The 16,887-nt window shown below is 62.3% G+C and carries 13 protein-coding genes and 1 riboswitch; all 13 genes read right to left on the reverse strand.

The window, feature by feature from the left end; all coding sequences use genetic code 11:
• Nucleotides 1-9: 9 nt before the first annotated feature.
• The 13 genes from ACP7AJ_RS08640 to ACP7AJ_RS08700 all read right to left on the reverse strand — a co-directional run bounded on the left by ACP7AJ_RS08640 (nt 10) and on the right by ACP7AJ_RS08700 (nt 16,862).
• A complete protein-coding gene (locus tag ACP7AJ_RS08640) occupies nt 10-699 on the reverse strand; it encodes a DUF2490 domain-containing protein (RefSeq protein ID WP_426059788.1) in 690 nt (229 codons plus the stop codon).
• A gap of 120 nt (nt 700-819) precedes the next feature.
• The gene (locus ACP7AJ_RS08645; protein ID WP_426059789.1) at nt 820-2,625 is read right to left on the reverse strand and encodes an assimilatory sulfite reductase (NADPH) flavoprotein subunit; all 1,806 of its coding nucleotides are present in this window, start codon (nt 2,623-2,625) and stop codon (nt 820-822) included.
• A gap of 44 nt (nt 2,626-2,669) precedes the next feature.
• The gene (gene cobA / locus ACP7AJ_RS08650; protein WP_426059790.1) at nt 2,670-3,482 is read right to left on the reverse strand and encodes a uroporphyrinogen-III C-methyltransferase; all 813 of its coding nucleotides are present in this window, start codon (nt 3,480-3,482) and stop codon (nt 2,670-2,672) included.
• Nucleotides 3,483-3,566: 84 nt separating this feature from the next.
• Nucleotides 3,567-4,856 (reverse strand): sulfate adenylyltransferase subunit 1, encoded by a 1,290-nt coding sequence (locus tag ACP7AJ_RS08655; RefSeq protein WP_426059791.1) that lies wholly within the window; start codon nt 4,854-4,856, stop codon nt 3,567-3,569.
• 49 nt (nt 4,857-4,905) lie between these two features.
• On the reverse strand, nt 4,906-5,817 hold the full coding sequence (cysD, locus tag ACP7AJ_RS08660; protein ID WP_426059792.1) for a sulfate adenylyltransferase subunit CysD: 912 nt from the start codon (nt 5,815-5,817) through the stop codon (nt 4,906-4,908).
• Between the two features lie 64 nt (nt 5,818-5,881).
• Nucleotides 5,882-6,640, reverse strand: coding sequence for a phosphoadenylyl-sulfate reductase (locus ACP7AJ_RS08665; RefSeq protein WP_426059793.1), 759 nt, complete (start codon nt 6,638-6,640; stop codon nt 5,882-5,884).
• Nucleotides 6,641-6,927: 287 nt separating this feature from the next.
• Nucleotides 6,928-7,019, reverse strand: a riboswitch (SAM riboswitch).
• 429 nt (nt 7,020-7,448) lie between these two features.
• Nucleotides 7,449-8,894 carry a TolC family protein gene (locus ACP7AJ_RS08670; protein WP_426059794.1) on the reverse strand — a complete coding sequence of 482 codons (1,446 nt, stop codon included), beginning with the start codon at nt 8,892-8,894 and terminating at the stop codon, nt 7,449-7,451.
• Nucleotides 8,895-9,109: 215 nt separating this feature from the next.
• Nucleotides 9,110-12,283 carry an efflux RND transporter permease subunit gene (locus tag ACP7AJ_RS08675; RefSeq protein WP_426059795.1) on the reverse strand — a complete coding sequence of 1,058 codons (3,174 nt, stop codon included), beginning with the start codon at nt 12,281-12,283 and terminating at the stop codon, nt 9,110-9,112.
• A 63-nt stretch (nt 12,284-12,346) separates the two neighbouring features.
• A complete protein-coding gene (locus ACP7AJ_RS08680) occupies nt 12,347-13,516 on the reverse strand; it encodes an efflux RND transporter periplasmic adaptor subunit (RefSeq protein WP_426059796.1) in 1,170 nt (389 codons plus the stop codon).
• A 377-nt stretch (nt 13,517-13,893) separates the two neighbouring features.
• Complete coding sequence (locus ACP7AJ_RS08685; RefSeq protein ID WP_426059797.1) at nt 13,894-14,238, reverse strand: four-helix bundle copper-binding protein; 345 nt, start codon at nt 14,236-14,238, stop codon at nt 13,894-13,896.
• A 73-nt stretch (nt 14,239-14,311) separates the two neighbouring features.
• A complete protein-coding gene (locus tag ACP7AJ_RS08690; RefSeq protein ID WP_426059798.1) occupies nt 14,312-14,572 on the reverse strand; it encodes a hypothetical protein in 261 nt (86 codons plus the stop codon).
• 238 nt (nt 14,573-14,810) lie between these two features.
• Nucleotides 14,811-16,181, reverse strand: a complete 1,371-nt coding sequence (locus ACP7AJ_RS08695) for an ATP-binding protein (protein ID WP_426059799.1) — start codon at nt 16,179-16,181, stop codon at nt 14,811-14,813.
• 3 nt (nt 16,182-16,184) lie between these two features.
• The gene (locus ACP7AJ_RS08700) at nt 16,185-16,862 is read right to left on the reverse strand and encodes a response regulator (RefSeq protein WP_426059800.1); all 678 of its coding nucleotides are present in this window, start codon (nt 16,860-16,862) and stop codon (nt 16,185-16,187) included.
• Nucleotides 16,863-16,887: the final 25 nt, after the last annotated feature.

The raw sequence follows: 16,887 nt of genomic DNA on the forward strand, positions 1-16,887 counted from the left end.
AAAACGTTGCTAGAAAGAATGAGGCTTGGCCGCCAGCAGCGACAAGTCTTTGAAAATAGTGAGCCGCAACACGTCGCGGACGAAGGTGCTGGCATCCGTCGGCCGCTGCTGCCAGATGCGCAGGTAGCCCAGCTCGGCCGCAAAGCCAGCGCCCAGCTGCCGCTCGGCCCCGGCGTAGAAGCGGTTTTGGTCGAAGCTGCCGGCGTTGAGCAGCAGCTCGTTGGAAGCGCGCACCTTCCAGCCGGGCCGCAGGAGCCAGTCTAGCTGCAGGCGGCCGCGAAAGCGCATGGCGTAGGCCCAGCCGGGGCTGGGGTCGGCGCCGGCCAGCTGCCGCTGCCAGCGCTGCTCCGCCCGCAAGCGCTGCTGCACCCGGAAGCGGCCGGGCAAAGGCAGCGTAGCCGTTACTTCCTCAAAAACCCGCCGCTCCGGCACGCTAACTCCGCGCCGGGGCTGCTGCGAATACGTGCCGCCGAGGGCCATGTCCCACACCGGCGAAGCACGGTAGTGCAAATGCTGGTGAGTAATGAACTGCCACTGCCCATCGGGCCAGGCAAAGCGCCGCTCGTCCACTTCGCTGTGCAGGGCCAGTTGCTTGCCCACCTGGGTGCGCAGGTACAAGCGCACCCAATAGCCCTGCTGGTGCACCGTTTGGGCCGGAGCAAGCAGGGGCAGCAGAAAAAGCGGCAACAGGGTTTTCATGAAAAGAGCCGGAAAGCAGACGGCAATAAGGTTGGTTAGACCTTATCCAAAAAATCGTGAAATGGTCGGTCATGCTGAGCCTGCCGAAGCATGACCGTTTTTTATTGTTCAAATAGCCCCTTAGTACACGTCCTCGAGGTAGCGGCGCTGCTTCTTTAGCTCGCGCACGTAGCTGTCCGCTGCTTCAGCCGAGAGGCCGGCTTCGCGGCGTACGACTTCGGCTAGGGCCGTTTGCACGGCGCTGCCGAGGCGCTTTTTATCGCCGCAGACGTAGAACTGCGCCCCATTTTCGAGCCAGCCAAACACCTCACGGCTGTTTTCGAGCAGGCGGTCCTGCACGTACACTTTCGCGGCCTGGTCGCGCGAAAAAGCCACATCGAGCTTGGCCAGGCCGCCGCGCTTGAGGTGCTGCTGCCACTCGGCCTGATACAGAAAATCGGTGGTGAAATGGGGGTTGCCGAATAGCAGCCAGTTGCGGCCGGTGGCGCCCAGCTCCACCCGCTCCTCCACAAAAGCCCGGAAGGGCGCCACTCCGGTGCCCGCGCCCACCATGATAATGTCGGTGGCAGCATTGGCGGGCAGCTTGAAGTATTCGTTGGTTTCCACGAACACCCGCGCCGTGTCGCCCACCGTCAGTTGGTCGGCCAGGTACGATGAACACACGCCGTGCTTGCGTCGGCCGTGGGCGTCGTAGCGCACGGCCCCCACGGTTAGGTGAACTTCGTCGGGGTGCACGAGCAGGCTGCTGGCAATGGAATAGGCGCGGCTGGGCAGCGGGCGCAGGGTTTCGGCCAGGGCCTGGGCCGTGAGCTGGTCGGTGGGGAAGTCCGTGAGCAAGTCGGCCACGTCGCGGCCGTAGATATAGGGCTGCAGGCGCGCCGTGTCGGCCAGCAGCGAGTGCAGCTCGGCGTGCTGGGTGAGGGCGGCGTAGCGTTCGAGCACGTCGCGGGTGAGCACCGTCAGCTCGCGGCGGCTGGCCAGCACAGCGGCCAGCGGGCGGCTTTCGCTGCCCAGCTGCACCGGGGCCGTGTCGCTGAGACGGGCGGCGCGCAGCACTTCCTCCACCAGCCCGTCCTCGTTGATGGGCAGCACGGCCAAGGCATCGCCGGGGGCGTAGTGCAGGCCCGCGCCGGCCAGGTCCAGCTCAATGTGGTAGGTTTCCTTCGACGAGCCGCGCCCATTCAGCTGAATGCTTTCCAGCACCCGCGCCGGCCAGGGGTTGGTGCGCGTGATGGCGGGCGAGAGGCTGGGAGCGGGAGCCGGAGTGGCCGCACCGCCGGCACTGGCCGCAGGGGTCGGAGCTGCCACGCCTATTTTATCCAGGACAGCGGCAATCCATTCTTCGGCGGCTGCGTGGTAGTCCACGTCGCAGTCTACGCGGTCGAGCAGGCGGGTGCCGCCTAGCTCGCTCAGCCGCTGGTCAAACTCCTTGCCCGTTTGGCAAAAGTGCAGGTAGCTGCGGTCACCGAGGGCCAGCACGGCAAAGCGCAGCTTCGGGAGCTGCGGGGCCCGCGGCCCCAGCACGAAGCGGTGCAGCTCCTCGGCAGCAGCGGGCGGTTCGCCCTCGCCGTGCGTGCTCACAAGCAGCAGCAGGTGCTGCTCCTGGGCCAACTGCCGGGTGGGGTACTCGTTCAGGTCGTGCACGGTGGCCAGCAGGCCGCGCCGGCCGGCCGCCTCGGCGGCCTGCTGGGCTACTTTTTTGCCATTGCCGGTATGCGAGCCGTAGAGGATGGTGAGCTTTTCTGTCGCGGCAGGCGCGGCGGCCGCAACCGGGGCTTGGGCGAGCGCGGCAGCGGGAGCGCCGGCAGCCTGCCCGTAGAAGTACCCGCTTAGCCACACCAGCTGCTGGGGGGTAAAGCCGGCCGTGAGCTGGCGCAGGGCGGCTTCGTCGAAGCCTGCCGGTAAGGGAGAGAGAGATTGATTCACGGGTAAAAACGAGGCTTAGTGAAAAACAAAAGGGCTGGACCGCATCAGGCCACTTTGGCGTAGGGCCGCAGCTCATGGAGCAGCGCGGCGTGCGCCTCGGGCTGCGTGCCGGCACTCCGGCAGGTAGCCAGCCGTACCACCTCCCCCACCACAATGATGGCCGGAGCGCCCAGACCGGCGCGGGCCGTTTGGGCGGCCAGGTCGGCCACCGTGCCGGTTACGAGGCGGGCAGTGGGCAGCGTCCCATTCTGGATGACAGCCGCCGGCACCTCTGCCCCGCCGTGCCGGGCAAACAAGGCCATGATTTCGGGCAGGCGGTTCAGGCCCATCAGAATGATGGTGGTGGTTCGCGGCGTGCGGGCAGCATCGGCCACCGCCCCCGACAGCTGGCCATCGGCGGTGGTAGCCGTTAGCACCCGGAAGCCTTCGCTCAGGCCCCGGTGCGTGGCCGGAATGCCCAGGCTACCAGCCGCCGCCACGGCACTGCTGATGCCAGGCACGTACTCGGCGCCCAGGCCGTGCTGCTCAGCGTACAGCATTTCTTCGCGGCCGCGGCCAAACACAAACGGGTCGCCCCCTTTCAGCCGCACCACGTGGCCGTAGCGGTAGGCCTGCTCTACAATCAGGACATTGATTTCGTCCTGGGTGTAGCCCGCGAAGCCTCGGCGCTTGCCCACAAAAAAGGCGGGCGTGTGGGGCCGGGTGTGTTCCAGCAGGGCCTCGTTGGCAAGGGCGTCGTAAAGCACTACATCGGCCGAGGCCAGCACCCGCGCCCCCTTGAGCGTCAGCAGCTCCGGGTCGCCCGGGCCAGCACCAACCACCGTCAGGCGAGGAATAAAAAGAGAAGTGGAAGCCATGGCGTAATTGCTGGTCGGTGTTAGCTGTTAGTTATTTGTTGACAGTCGTTAGGGCTCTTGTATCTGACTGCCTACCAACTGAAATCAAATAGAGAAGGCGGCCTCGGCCGGCACCGGCGTGGTGAAGTAGTCGGGGTCGGTGCCTTCGATGAGGCCGGCGGCCAGGGTGGCGCCCGTTTGGTCGTCGACGAGGATGAAGGCCCCGGTGGCGCGGTTCTGGCGGTAATCGTCGACCACGAGTGGGCCGGCTGTTTTTAGCTGCACCCGCACGATGTCGTTGAGCTGAGCGGTGTCGGTGCCGACCTTCTCGAAGGTGGCCACGTTGGTTTTGTGCACAATGGCCGTCACCGAAGCCTTTAGCACGGCAGTGTGGTGCTGCACTAGCAGCTTGCGCCCGGCTTTGAGGGGCCGCTCGTCCATCCAGCACAGGGTAGCCTCTACTTCGCGCGTCACGGCCGGGTGGGCGCTCACGGGCACAATGGTATCGCCCCGGCTCAGGTCCACGTCGTCGCGCAGGCGCAGCACCACGCCCTGGGGCGCAGTGGCTGCGGCCACTTTCTGCTGGTTTACTTCCACGGCCTCAATCACCGTTTCCACCCCCGAAGGCCAGATGCGCACGGCATCGCCGGGCCGGTATGTGCCGCTTTGCACGCGGCCGGCGTAGCCGCGGTAATCGGGCAGCTCCGGGGTCTGGGGCCGGATAACGTATTGCACCTGAAAGCGTGGCTCGTTGGGGTTGGCATCGGCCGGCACGGGCACGCTTTCGAGGTATTCAAGCAGGCTGGGGCCGGCGTACCAGGGCAGGTGCCGCGAGCGCCGCACCACGTTGTCGCCGTTAAGGGCGCTCAGCGGAATAGCTGCCACATGCGCCAGTTTCAATTGGGCGGCCACTGCTTGGTAGTCCCTCACAATGTTGTTGAAAATAACTTCGTCGTAGCCCACCAAATCCATTTTGTTCACAGCCAGCACAAAGTGCTGAATGCCCAGCAGCGAGGCAATGAGCGTGTGGCGGCGAGTCTGTTCGATGACGCCCTGCCGGGCATCGACCAACACAATGGCCAAGTCGGCGTTGGAGGCGCCTGTAACCATGTTGCGGGTATACTGCACGTGGCCGGGCGCATCGGTGATAATGAACTTGCGGCGCGGCGTGGTGAAGTATTTGTGCGCCACATCAATGGTGATGCCTTGTTCGCGCTCGGCTTTTAGGCCGTCGGTTAGCAAAGCCAAGTCGACCTCGCCGCTGGCGTGGCGGCGCTTTTCCAGCGTGGCTAGCACGTCCAGCGACACGGAGTCGCTGTCGTAGAGCAGGCGCCCGATGAGCGTGCTCTTGCCGTCGTCGACGCTGCCGCAGGTGATAAATCTTAGTAAGTCCATTTTATATAAAGTTGTGCGGGCCGGGGGTGAGGTTCCGCCGAAAGGGTTTCTAGAAATAGCCGTTGCGCTTGCGGTCTTCCATGCCAGTTTCGGAGAGGTTGTCGTCGAGCCGCGTGGCGCCGCGCTCGCTCACCTTGGCCAGCAGCAGGTCCTGAATAATGTCGTCGATGGAAGCGGCCTCGCTTTCCACGGCGGCCGTGCAGGTGGAATCACCCACGGTGCGGAAGCGCACGCGGCGGCTCACAATTTCGTCGGTGTCGTCGAGGTTAAGGTGTTCGCTCAGGCCCAGGAGCTGGCCGCTGGGCAGCACCACGCAGCGGCGTTCGTGGGCGAAGTAGATGTCGGGCAGGGCAATGTTCTCGCGCTGGATGTAATTCCACACGTCCAACTCGGTCCAGTTGGAAATGGGGAACACGCGCACGTTTTCGCCCTTCTGGATGCGGCCGTTGTAAATGTTCCACAGCTCGGGGCGCTGGCGGCGCGGGTCCCACTGCCCAAACTCGTCGCGCACCGAGAAAATCCGCTCCTTGGCACGGGCCTTCTCCTCGTCGCGCCGGGCCCCGCCAATGCAGGCGTCAAACTCAAACTCCTCAATCACGTCGAGCAGCGTGTAGGTCTGGAGCGGGTTGCGGCTGGGGTATTTGCCGCCCGGCTCGTGCAGGCCCCGTTCCCGGATGGTATCCTCCACTTTGCGCACGATGAGCTGCTCACCAAGCTTGCCAGCGAGCGAGTCGCGGAAATCAATGATTTCCTGAAAGTTGTGCCCCGTGTCGATGTGCACGAGCGGAAAAGGAAACTTGCCGGGGCGGAAGGCCTTTTCGGCTAAGCGCGTGAGGGCAATGGAGTCTTTGCCGCCCGAAAAAAGCAGCGCGGGGCGCTCAAACTGGCCAGCTACTTCGCGCAGAATGTGGATGGCTTCGGCTTCGAGGCGGTCCAGGTAATCAAGGTTTAGGGTAGTCATAAGGGCGTAAAGAAGGAGGGCCCCGGCGGAGCCATTCGCGGATAAATGAGACTAGTGGGACAGCTTACTCTGGCATTCGCTCCACCACCGGGTCGAGGCCCTGGTGTGGGGCGGTGGCGTGCAGGCCGCACTCCTTGGCGGCCTGGTCTTCCCACCACCAGCGTCCGGCCCGGAAATCCTCGCCCGGCTGAATGGCGCGGGTGCAGGGCGCGCAGCCAATGCTCACAAACCCCTGCCGGTGCAGTGGGCTAACCGGAATGCCGTGCTCCTGGGCAAAAGCCTGGGCCTGCTCCCAGGTCCAGTCGAACAAGGGGTGCACTTTGATGAGCTGGTGGGCAGCATCCCACTCGGCCGCGTGCATCTGCTGGCGGTTGGCCGATTGCTCGGCCCGAATGCCCGTCACCCACAGCTTTTGGCCGGCCAGAGCGCGCTGCAGCGGTTCCATCTTGCGGATGTAGCAGCACTCCTTGCGGTTCTCGATGCTTTCGTAGAAGCTATTGGGGCCCTTTTGGCTTACCAGCGCTTCCAGCTCGGCGGTCTGAGGCGCAAACACCTCAATGGGCCGGCCATACCGCAGCAGGGTTTTGTTCCAAGTGGAGTAGGTTTCCTGGAAATTGCGGCCCGTGTCGAGCGTGAACACCCGAATGGGCAGCTCGTGGGTGAAAATGAAGTGAGTAAGAATTTGGTCTTCGAGGCCAAATGAGGTCGAGAAGGAGGCTTTGCCGGGGAAGTGGTCGGCAATCATCGCCAGGGCTTCCGGCACCGATTGGCCCACCAAGTAGCGGCTCAGGTCATCGACCAGCCCTGCCAGGGGATTTTCCATAAAAATGAAGGGAGCGGTGCCGCACACGCAGACACCAGGTGGCTAAAAAGCAGGCTCGCAGCAGCTTTCGCAGGGCATGCCCATGCTCTTAGAAGAGTGGCTTATGCAGCCGCCGACATTAAGGGATTACCTCAGAGGTAACAACCGTTAAAAAGGGTGCTTCAACAACCAGCCGTTGCCCCGGCCATGCGCATAGCCCGGCAGCACATGCAACAACACATTGACTGTTGGGCAGGAGCGGAAGTGGTCAGCAGGCGGAGGTGGTTGGAATGGCGCACGGCAACTTGTTTTTATATGGTCAGGAGTTGGCACCGTTCTGCGTTAGCAGGGGGTTGCCGGCGTTTCGTCGAGCCTGTCTCTCCACGCCTCTGTATAAAAACAATCCTTCAAACTAGAGGAATTGATGTGCCAAATATAGAAGAAAAATTTAATTAACCAAAAATATCCGTCCGACACGCCCCCCCTTGCGATGGGCACAACGTGAGAAAGCCCCAGTACCCGGAGCGGCCCGCAGTGGCGCAATAGCCTTAGAAAGCGCACTCGTACAGCGCTGGTCAGGTGCTGCTAACGGCGCCATACCTCCAATGTTATCATTTTGTGAAGAGGTCTTTGATGTACCCGATTGCGTTGCCCATGGGCTCAGCGGCACTTGGCGATTGGGGCACAGCAGCGCGGGTGGCACCAAGATTCATCGGCAAAGCGAGGGTTAAAAAAGCGGACCGGCGCCCCATGCAAAGTAGCTCGGTGGGTGCTCATGGCAGAAGGCCGGTGTACCCACCGAGCCTACCAGTCCCATTAGGCCGACCTCTTACTCCCCTGCTGCTCCGGGGCTGGCGTCCCAGCCGCCGCCTAAGGCACGGTAGAGGTCGATAAGCAGCAGGAACTGCTGGCGGCGCGTGTCGGTGAGGATGAGCTCGGCATCGAGCACGCTGCGCTGGGCCGTCACCACTTCGAGGTAGTTGGCGTAGTTGGCCCGGTAGAGGTCGTTTGATACATCCACGGCGCGCGTGAGGGCGGCCACTTCCTGCTGGCGCAGGTCAGCCACGCGGCGGTAGTTTTCAATGCCGCTCAGGTTGGTGCTCACTTCCTCAAAGCCGGTTTGCACAGCCTTTTGGTAGTTCCAGTAAGCGGCCTGCTGCTGCGCGGCCGAGCGGCGGTAGTCCGCCCGAAACAGGCTGCGATTGAGTAGTGGGGCCGAAAGGCCGCCGAGCAGGCCGTAAGCCAGCGAGCCGGGCGTTTGGAAGAGCAGCGCGGGTGTGTACGCATTTAGCCCCAGGTACGGGCCCAGCGTGAGCGAAGGCAGGAAGGCGGCGCGGGCGGCGGCTACATCGGCGCGGGAGGCTATCAGGTTCAGTTCGGCCTGCTGCACATCGGGGCGGCGCAGGAGCATGGCGGCGGGCAGGCCGGCCGCTACTTGCACCGGTATCTGCTGCATGGTCAAGGGCAGGCCGCGCCGGATGGGCTGTGGGTAGCGCCCCAACAGGCGGTTAAGAGTGTTTTCGGTGGCGGCGATGCGCTGGCGAGCTTCGATTTCGAGGCTGCGGGTGCGCAGCAGCTGGGCCGCGAACTGCTGCACGGCCAGTTCGGTGGCCCGACCACCCAGCTTCTGGAGCTTCACAATTTCGACGGCGCGTTCCTGCAGGGCGCGGTTTTTACCCAGTACGGCCAGTTGGTTGTCGAAGGTGAGCAGCTCGTAGTAGAGGCTGGCCACCTGGGCGATGAGGGCGGTTTGCACCAGGCGCCGGCCTTGCTCACTGGCCAGCACGCGCGCGAAGGCCGCTTGGCGGCGGCTACGCAGTTTGCCCCACAGGTCGATTTCCCAACTGCTTTGCAAGCCCATGGAGAAGTTGGGCACCCCGTTGGGCAGGTCCCGGCCGTCGTTGGTACTGGTCTGGCCCTGGGCCGCATAGGCAGCAAACCGGTCGAAGCCGGCGGTTGCCCCGACTCTTGCACTTGGCAACAGCGCGCCCTGAGCCGCCAGCAGGCTGGCGCGGGCTATTTCCACGCGCTGCACGGCCACCAGTAGGTCGGGGTTGGCGTGCAGGGCCGTATCGATGAGGGTTACCAGGGCCGAATCGCCGAAGAACTGGTGCCAAGGTAGCTGCGCCAAGGTGAGGGTATCAGCAGTTGCCGGGGTGGCGGTGCTGAAGGTGGTAGGGATGGCCGTTGAGCGGGGCGTGACGACACGCGGGGCTACGGACTGGCAGCCGGTGAACAGTATAATTGCGAATAGAACACCAAGAGGGAACCTCACCCCCCGGCCCCTGCCGGGCACGGCCCCTCTCCAAAAAAGAGGGGGAGCCTGACGCCTTGAAGGCGCAGCATCGATAAAAAGATTATTCAAGGACATAGTTATCTTTCTAAATACCTTAGTAGCTCATGGTTTGAACCACATTTTCATCGTCAGGCTCCCCCTCTTTTTTGGAGAGGGGCCGTGCCCGGCGGGGGCCGGGGGGGTGAGGTTCTCCGTCAAGCCGTAGTCGCCACCTTCTCCTCCACAACTGGCGCATCCTCCAGCTCCGTCAGCGGCTCTTTTGGATTCTTTTTATCACTTGAAAACAGCACGTACAGCCCCGGAATCAGCACCACGCCGAATATTGTGCCGATGAGCATGCCGCCTGCCGCCGCCGTGCCGATGGACCGATTGCCCACGGCCCCAGCGCCGTTGGCCACGCACAGCGGAATCAGGCCCGCGATAAAGGCGAAAGAAGTCATTAGAATGGGCCGCAGGCGCGAGCGCGCCCCTTCTACAGCCGCATCGAGCACGGAAGCGCCCTCGTTGCGGCGCTGCACGGCAAACTCGATGATGAGAATGGCGTTTTTGCCCAGCAAACCAATGAGCATAATCAGGGCCACCTGGGCGTAGATGTTGTTTTCGAGACCCAGCAGCTTCAGCGACAGGAAGGAGCCGAAGATGCCGGTGGGCAAACTCAACAGCACCGGCAGCGGCAGCACGAAGCTTTCGTACTGCGCGGCCAGCAGCAGATACACAAACACCAGCACCAGCAGGAAGACGTACATGGCCTGGTCGCCGGACAGAATCTGTTCGCGCGTCATGCCGCTCCATTCGAACGTGTAGCCGCGCGGCAATTCCTTGGCCGCCACCTGCTCCACGGCTCGAATGGCGTCGCCGGAGCTGTAGCCGGGGGCAGCATTGCCGTTGAACTGCGCGGCATTGTAGAGGTTGTAGCGGGTGAGCTGCTCGGGGCCGTACACTCGCTCCAGGCGCATAAACGTGGCGCAGGACACCATTTCGCCGCGGCTGTTTTTCACGTACATGGTCAGCACGTCCTCGGGCTTGCCGCGGTAGCGCGGGTCGGCCTGAATCATGACGCGGTACATCTGCCCGAAGCGGATGAAGTTGGAGATGTAGTTGGCACCCATGAAGGTTTGCAGCGTGTTCATGGCCTGGGCCACATTCACGCCTTTTTTGGCAGCCAGGTCAGCATCGACCTTGATGAGGTACTGCGGAAATTTGGGGTCGAAGCCAGTGAAGGCGCCCTCTACGGCCGGCGACTTGTTCAGGGCCGTGAGGAAGCGCTGGGCCACCCGGTCGGTTTCCTGCAGGTCGCCGCGGCCGGTGCGGTCGAGCAGCTGCATCTCGAAGCCGCCGGCATTGCCGAAGCCCGGCACGGTGGGCGGCGTAAAAAACTGAATCTGTGCGTCGGTGATGTGGCGGGTTTTGGCCGTGAGCTGGGTCATGATGTCCTGCACCGACTCGGTGCGCTGGTCCCAGGGCTTGAGATTAATCATGCCCATGCCGTAGCTGGAGCCCGACACGTCGTTCATCAGCGAGAAGCCGCCCAGGGTCGAAACCGACTCTACAGCCTTCAGCTTTTGGGCAATGCGCTGCACTTCGTTGAGGGCCGCAGTGGTGCGTTCCAGCGTGGCCCCGGCCGGCGCGGTCACGTTGATGTACACCATACCCTGGTCTTCGGACGGAATGAAGCCCGAGGGCAGCACACGGTTGATGCCCCATGTAGCGCCAAAGAAAACGAGCAGCAGCGCCGCCGTTACCAGCCGGCGGCTCGAGAGCCAGCGCACCAGCCCCTGATAGCGCTCTGCAAAGGCCTCGTACTTGCGGTTGAAGCTCGCGAAGAAGCGGCCCAACCAGCCCTTGCGCTCGTCATCAGCTGGAATTTCCTTGAGTAGCAGCGCGCACAGCGCCGGCGTGAGCGTGAGGGCATTAATACCCGAAATGACAATGGAAATGGCCAGCGTGAGCGAAAACTGTCGGTAGAACACGCCTACCGGCCCCGACAGAAATGCCACCGGCACAAACACGGCCGACATTACCAGCGTGATGGCCACCAGCGCCCCGCGGATTTCATTCATGGCCGCAAATGTGGCTTCCCGCGGCCCAAGGTGCTCTTCGTGCATCTTGGCGTGCACGGCTTCCACCACCACAATGGCATTATCGACCACAATACCAATGGCCAGCACCAGTGCAAATAGCGTGAGCAGGTTGATGCTGAAGCCCAGCATCTGCATGAACGCCAGCGTGCCGATGAGGGCCACCGGCACAGCCAGGGCCGGAATCAGGGTGGAGCGCCAGTCCTGCAGGAAGATGTAAACTACCACAAACACCAGCAAAAACGCCTCCACCAGCGTGCGCAGCACTTCGTGAATACTGGCGTCGAGGAAGCGCGACACGTCATAACTCACGATGTAGTTCATGCCGGGCGGGAAGCTGGATTTTTTCAGCTCCGCCATGCGGATTTTGATGTTTTCGATGATTTCCGAAGCGTTAGAGCCCGGCAGCTGCTTGAGCCGGATGGCAGCCGAGGGTCGGCCGTTGGTCTTGGACTCCATGCGGTAGGTTTGGGCGCCAAACTCCACATCGGCCACGTCCTGGAGGCGCAGCACGGAGCCGTCGGGGTCGGCGCGAACCACGATGTTGCGGTACTGCTCGGGCTTGTCGAGCTTGCCGGTGTAGCGCAGCACATACTGCAGCACCTGCGGGGCTCGGCCGGCGCTCTCGCCAGTGCGGCCGGGGGCAGCCTCAATGTTCTGCTGTTGAATAGCAGCCACCACCTCATCGACCGACGTGCGGTAGGCCAGCATGCGGTCGGGCTTGAGCCACACGCGCATCGAGTATTCGCGGTTGCCCATGAGCTCGGCCAGGCCCACGCCCTTGATGCGCTTGAGCTCGTTGAGCAGGTTGATGTCGGCGAAGTTGTAGATAAACTGCTCGTCGGCAGCGGGGTCGTCGCTCACCAGGTTGATGTACATCAGCATGGAGTTCACCTCCTTCTCAGTCATCACGCCGTTGCGGATTACCTCTTGCGGCAGCTCGTCAATCACCGTCGACACGCGGTTTTGCACGGCCACGGCGGCGATGTCGGGGTCTACCCCCACCTCGAAATACACCGTAATGAGCGTGGTGCCGTTGTTGCTGGTTACGGTCTGGATATAGGTCATGCCCGGCACGCCGTTGATGGCGCGCTCCAGCGGAACGGCCACGGCCTTGGCGCACACCTCGGCGTTGGCGCCGTTGTACTTGGCCCGCACCGTCACGGACGGCGGCGCAATGTCCGGGAACTGCGTCACTGGCAGCGTAAAAAAGGCCAGTGCCCCCAGCAGCACGAAAAACAGCGAAATAACCAGCGACAAAACCGGCCGGCGGATGAATATATCGAACATGACAAGCGAAATAGCGGGTGGGAAGAGCCGCGCCTCGCCGCGGCCGGAAAGCGGGCGCGGCGGCTAGGGCACGGCGGCCAGCATGCTCTGCATCGTCACGGGGTGGGCGCTGATGCGGGTGCCGTCGCGCAGGTCCTGAATGCCCCCACATACCACCCGGTCGCCGGCCTTCAGGCCCTCTTTCACCACGTAGAAAGCCGACACCCGAACCTGCGGCACGAAGCTTTTGCGCTTCACCTCGCCCTTTTGGTCCACCAGATACACGTAATTCTTGTCCTGCACTTCAAACACGGCCTTTTGCGGCACCAGCAGCGCGTTCTCTATTTCGTTGCTCAGGCGCACCTTGCCCGTGGCCCCGTGTTTGAGCAGCTTCTTGGGATTATCGAAACGGGCCCGGAAGGCAATGGAACCCGTGCTGGCATCGAACTCGCTTTCCACGGTTTCAATCTTGCCCGGCGGGGTGTAGAGGGTGCCATCTACCAGCACCAGCCGCACCACGTCGTCTTCCAGGTCGTCGTTGACAGCGGACTGGCGCCGGGTTTTGGTGTACTCCAAGTACTCCATTTCCGACACGTTGAAGTAGGCATAGAGCTGCCGCGTGTCTGAGACCGTGGTGAGCAGGGTGCCGTTGTCGACCAGGCTGCCCACCTTCAGGGGCTCGCGATTCACCACGCCATCGAAGGGTGCCCGAATCAGGGTGTAGCTAACTTGCAGGGAAGCGTTGCTCGCCATGGAGCGGGCTTCTTCGACGCGCGACTGCGCAGCCCGCAGCTTGGCCTGGGCTACGTTGAGCTCGCTTTTGGTGATAATATTTTTATCGGTCAGCATCTTTACCCGGTCCAGCTCCAGCTTGGCCACCTGCGCCTGCGCCCTGGCCGCACTCAGCGCCGCCCGGGTGCGCGAGAAGCGGGTCTTGTACTCCACGTCGTTAATGCGGAACAGCGGCTGCCCCTTGCGCACGGCCTGGCCTTCGTCCACGTAAATCTGCTCCAAAAAACCCGGCACCCGCGCCCGGATTTCTACGTTGCGCACCGCCTGAATCTGGGCTACGTAGTCGCGGGTGAGCACGGTGTCGCGGGCCTCGAGCCGCGCCACGGGCAGGTTCCGTACTTCTTCCACCTCCGTCGAAGTATCGGCCTCTTCTTTGCTGCTGCAGCTGCCCAGGCCCAAACACAGCAGGGGCACCAACAACCAAGTGGGCAGAACGCGAAGGATGGACGGGGCGAATGACATGAGGCAGGGCGTGAGCAGGTGCGGAATTCCGCATCAGAATGCCCAAAAGTGCCTGCCCGGCATTAGCACCAGATTACAATCACATTAAAAAACATTAAAACCAGGATTAACTGACTACAAACACTGCGATAGCTGCTGGTTATGTTATCACTGTTTCGTAGCTTATTCGGCTTGCGACGCCTCTTCTACTGCTCCGTCTGCTCTGCCTGTTTGATACCGTCTGTCATGCTGACGAAGGGGGCATTTTACCCCCGCGGTACAAACCGTTGAGGCGTGAGAAGGTGTCTCGTGCATCAGCATGAAAGACGGGGTTGTCGCTGTAACATATCATTCTGATGAAAGAAAATGCTTGGCTACGCCAGCCTTCGCCCCAAAGCTTAGACAAGCTGAGCCGACCTCACAAAGGCCGTGCGGCAGGCGTCCTCGGCGCGGCGGCAGGTGTCGGTGCACTTGCGGAAGGTCTCGTAGGAAAACTGTGTGCTCTCGTCGGCGCAGAGGCGGCAGAGTTCAGCGCATTCGCGCAGGATGTGCTGCGTGTGCTCGGCCCGGCGCAGCACGAAGGCAGCGGCCAGCCGGCACAGGTCGGCACAGTCGCGGCTTAGGCGAACACTACGTTTGGTATCAGGATAATCGAGGCCCTCTACGGTCTGAATCTCACAAGCGGCGATGCAGGCGTTGAGGGCCTCTAATACGTGTTGCTGACGGGGAAGCAAGAGAAGCATGAATTGGGTTAAACTTTCGGGAGGGTGGGAACCGGCCGTGAAGCGGTGGAGCAGTGCGGGGCTGGAGAACGCGCTATGGCTGCTCGTCGTCCTGCACCCGGGCCACGGTGGTCAAAGAGTCAGGCAGCACGTGCTGGCGCTGGCATTCGGCTAGTTCGGCGCGGGCCCGCAGCAAGGCCATCTCCGTCATGGAAGCCGACATTCCGGCCTCCAGTTCGTAGTTAAGCGGCTGCGCCGTCTGTTGCTTCAGGAAAAAGAAGTTCAGGGCGGTAGACAGCATCAACGCGCCCAGTAACAAACCGAGCAGCAAGCGGTTGCGGTTATTCCGTTCCATAGCGTTTTGCACGTTCAGCCTACAAAGGAGGGCTACCGACATTAAAACGGTATGAACGCGACATTATAAGACATTAAGGAATTTGCGGAAGCCGGCTGCGTCAATTCGAAGCCCATCGAAGGGTGTAGACACGCCACACTTGGCGTCTCGTCGTTGAACGCTGGACGAACGATTCCCTAACGGCGCAGTCGACAAGACACTAAGTGTGGCGTGTCTACAGCGGCCGGCCTTATCGTCCTCAAACCGCCGTGGCCGGCAGCGTTAGGGTGGCGGTGGTGCCCGCGCCCAAAGCTGAGTTCAACTCAATGCGGCCGCCGTGCAGCTCCGCAATCTTTTTACTGAGGGCCAAGCCGATGCCGTAGCCGGGTCGGCCTTTGCCATTCCGGGCACGGTACAGTGGCTCAAACACGCGGGGCAAGTCCTCCCCGGCAATGCCGATACCGGTATCGGTGATGGTTACCCGGAGCTGCTTGGGCGTGTCATACCCCAGCAGAACCTGCACGGGGCCCGCAGAGTATTTGCAGGCGTTGTCGAGGAGGTTGAGGAGGGCCGTGGTGAGCAGCTGGCCATTGCCGGCCACCAGAAACAAGTCTTCAATCTCTTCCGGCGTGGTGCCGTATTCCAGGTGCAGCGAGTGGGACGGGTAGGTAGTGGCCGTGGCTTGCAGGGCGCGGGCCAGGCATTCGTCGAGCTGCACAGGCTCGCGGGGGAAGGAAGCGTCGTCGGCCTTGGCCAGGGCCAGCAGGCCGTTGGTAAGGTCGATAACTTTCTTGAGTTCTTCGACGGCGGTTTCCTGGCTTTGCTTGGCCTCGGGCAGGGTTTGGTCGTAGGCCAAGGAGGTTTCCAGGGTGCCCTGCAGGGTGGCGAGCGGGGTGCGCAGCTCGTGCGAGGCGTGTGAGAGAAAGCTTTTCTGCATCTCGAAAGCCTGTTCCACCCGCGTAAGCATGTTATTGAACGTGATGGCCAGCTGCGCGATTTCGTCGGTGCCGTTGCCTTCGTCCACGTGGTTGCTGAGGCGGCTGGCGGTTATCTTTTCTACCTGCTGCACCACGCGGGCAATGGGCCGCAGGGCCTCATCGGCGAAGTACCACCCGGCCAGCACGATGAGTACCAGCCCGCCCACGTTGCCCACCAGTAATATCAGGCGCAGCTTTTCCAGCTGCTGGAGCCCAAACTCGTCGAGGCCCGCGGCAAATAGGCGGTACGGCTGGCCGTTGAACTCAAAGTACATGCCGATGGCTTCCAGGGGCCCATCGCGAAAGGTGACCGGCCGGCCGCGCTGCACCCGGCGCAGTTGTGCTGCGTTGACGGCTTGATTTAGGCTATCGGCGCTGCTATACAGCAGCTTGTCGTTAGGCCCGAAGATGCTTACCTGCTCCTGGGCAATGGTGAGCAGGTCGCGCCGCCGAAAGCTGCGCTCAAAATCTTCGTTAATGCCTTGTTCCCGCAGCAGCAGACGTGTGGTCATCATGGCCTTACCCTGCAGGCGGTTGGCGAAGCGCTGCTGGCGGGAGGTGGCGTAGAAGTAGTAGATGAACCCCGACAGGCACAGCTGAATAACCAGCACCAGCAGGGTAAAGCGCAGAATGAGCTTGTTGCGAATCAGCATGCCCTATCCTTCGCGCAGCACGTAGCCCATGCCCACAATAGTGTGAATCAGCTTCACGTCGTAGCCCTTGTCGAGCTTTTTGCGCAGGTGGCTCACGTACACGTCGATGACGTTGGTGTTGGTGTCGAAGTTGAGCTCCCACACCCGCTCGGCAATGTCGACGCGCGATACAACCTTGCCGCGATTCAGAAGCAGGTGCTCCAGCAGCGAGTATTCCTTGGCGGTCAAGTCGATACGCTTCCCTCCTCTCGTCACGGTTTTGCGCTCCAGGTCCAGCTCCAGGTCGGCGGCGCGCAGCACGCGCTGGCTGGCGGCGGCATCTACGTAACGGCGGGTGAGCACCCGCGTGCGCATCAGCAGTTCCTGAAAGGCAAAGGGCTTGACGAGGTAGTCGTCGGTGCCGGCTTCGAAGCCGGCTACTTTGTCGCCGAGGCTGTCGAGAGCTGTGAGCATGAGCACGGGCTGGGCCGGCGCCTGCTGCTTGATGAGGCGGCAAAGCTCGAAGCCGTTGATGTGCGGCAGGTTAACATCCAGAATCACCAGGTCGTAGGGCTGCTTCTGAGCCAGCGAGAGGCCCGTGCGCCCATCGTAGGCCACCTCAATTTCGTAGCCTTCGTTCTCGAACCCTTTCCTGACAAAGGAGGCCAATTTGGGTTCGTCTTCGACCAGGAGCAGTTTCATAGGCGGGGAGGCAAGTGCCGGGGCA

The organism is Hymenobacter sp. B1770, assembly GCF_049896385.1.
Lineage (GTDB): Bacteria > Bacteroidota > Bacteroidia > Cytophagales > Hymenobacteraceae > Hymenobacter.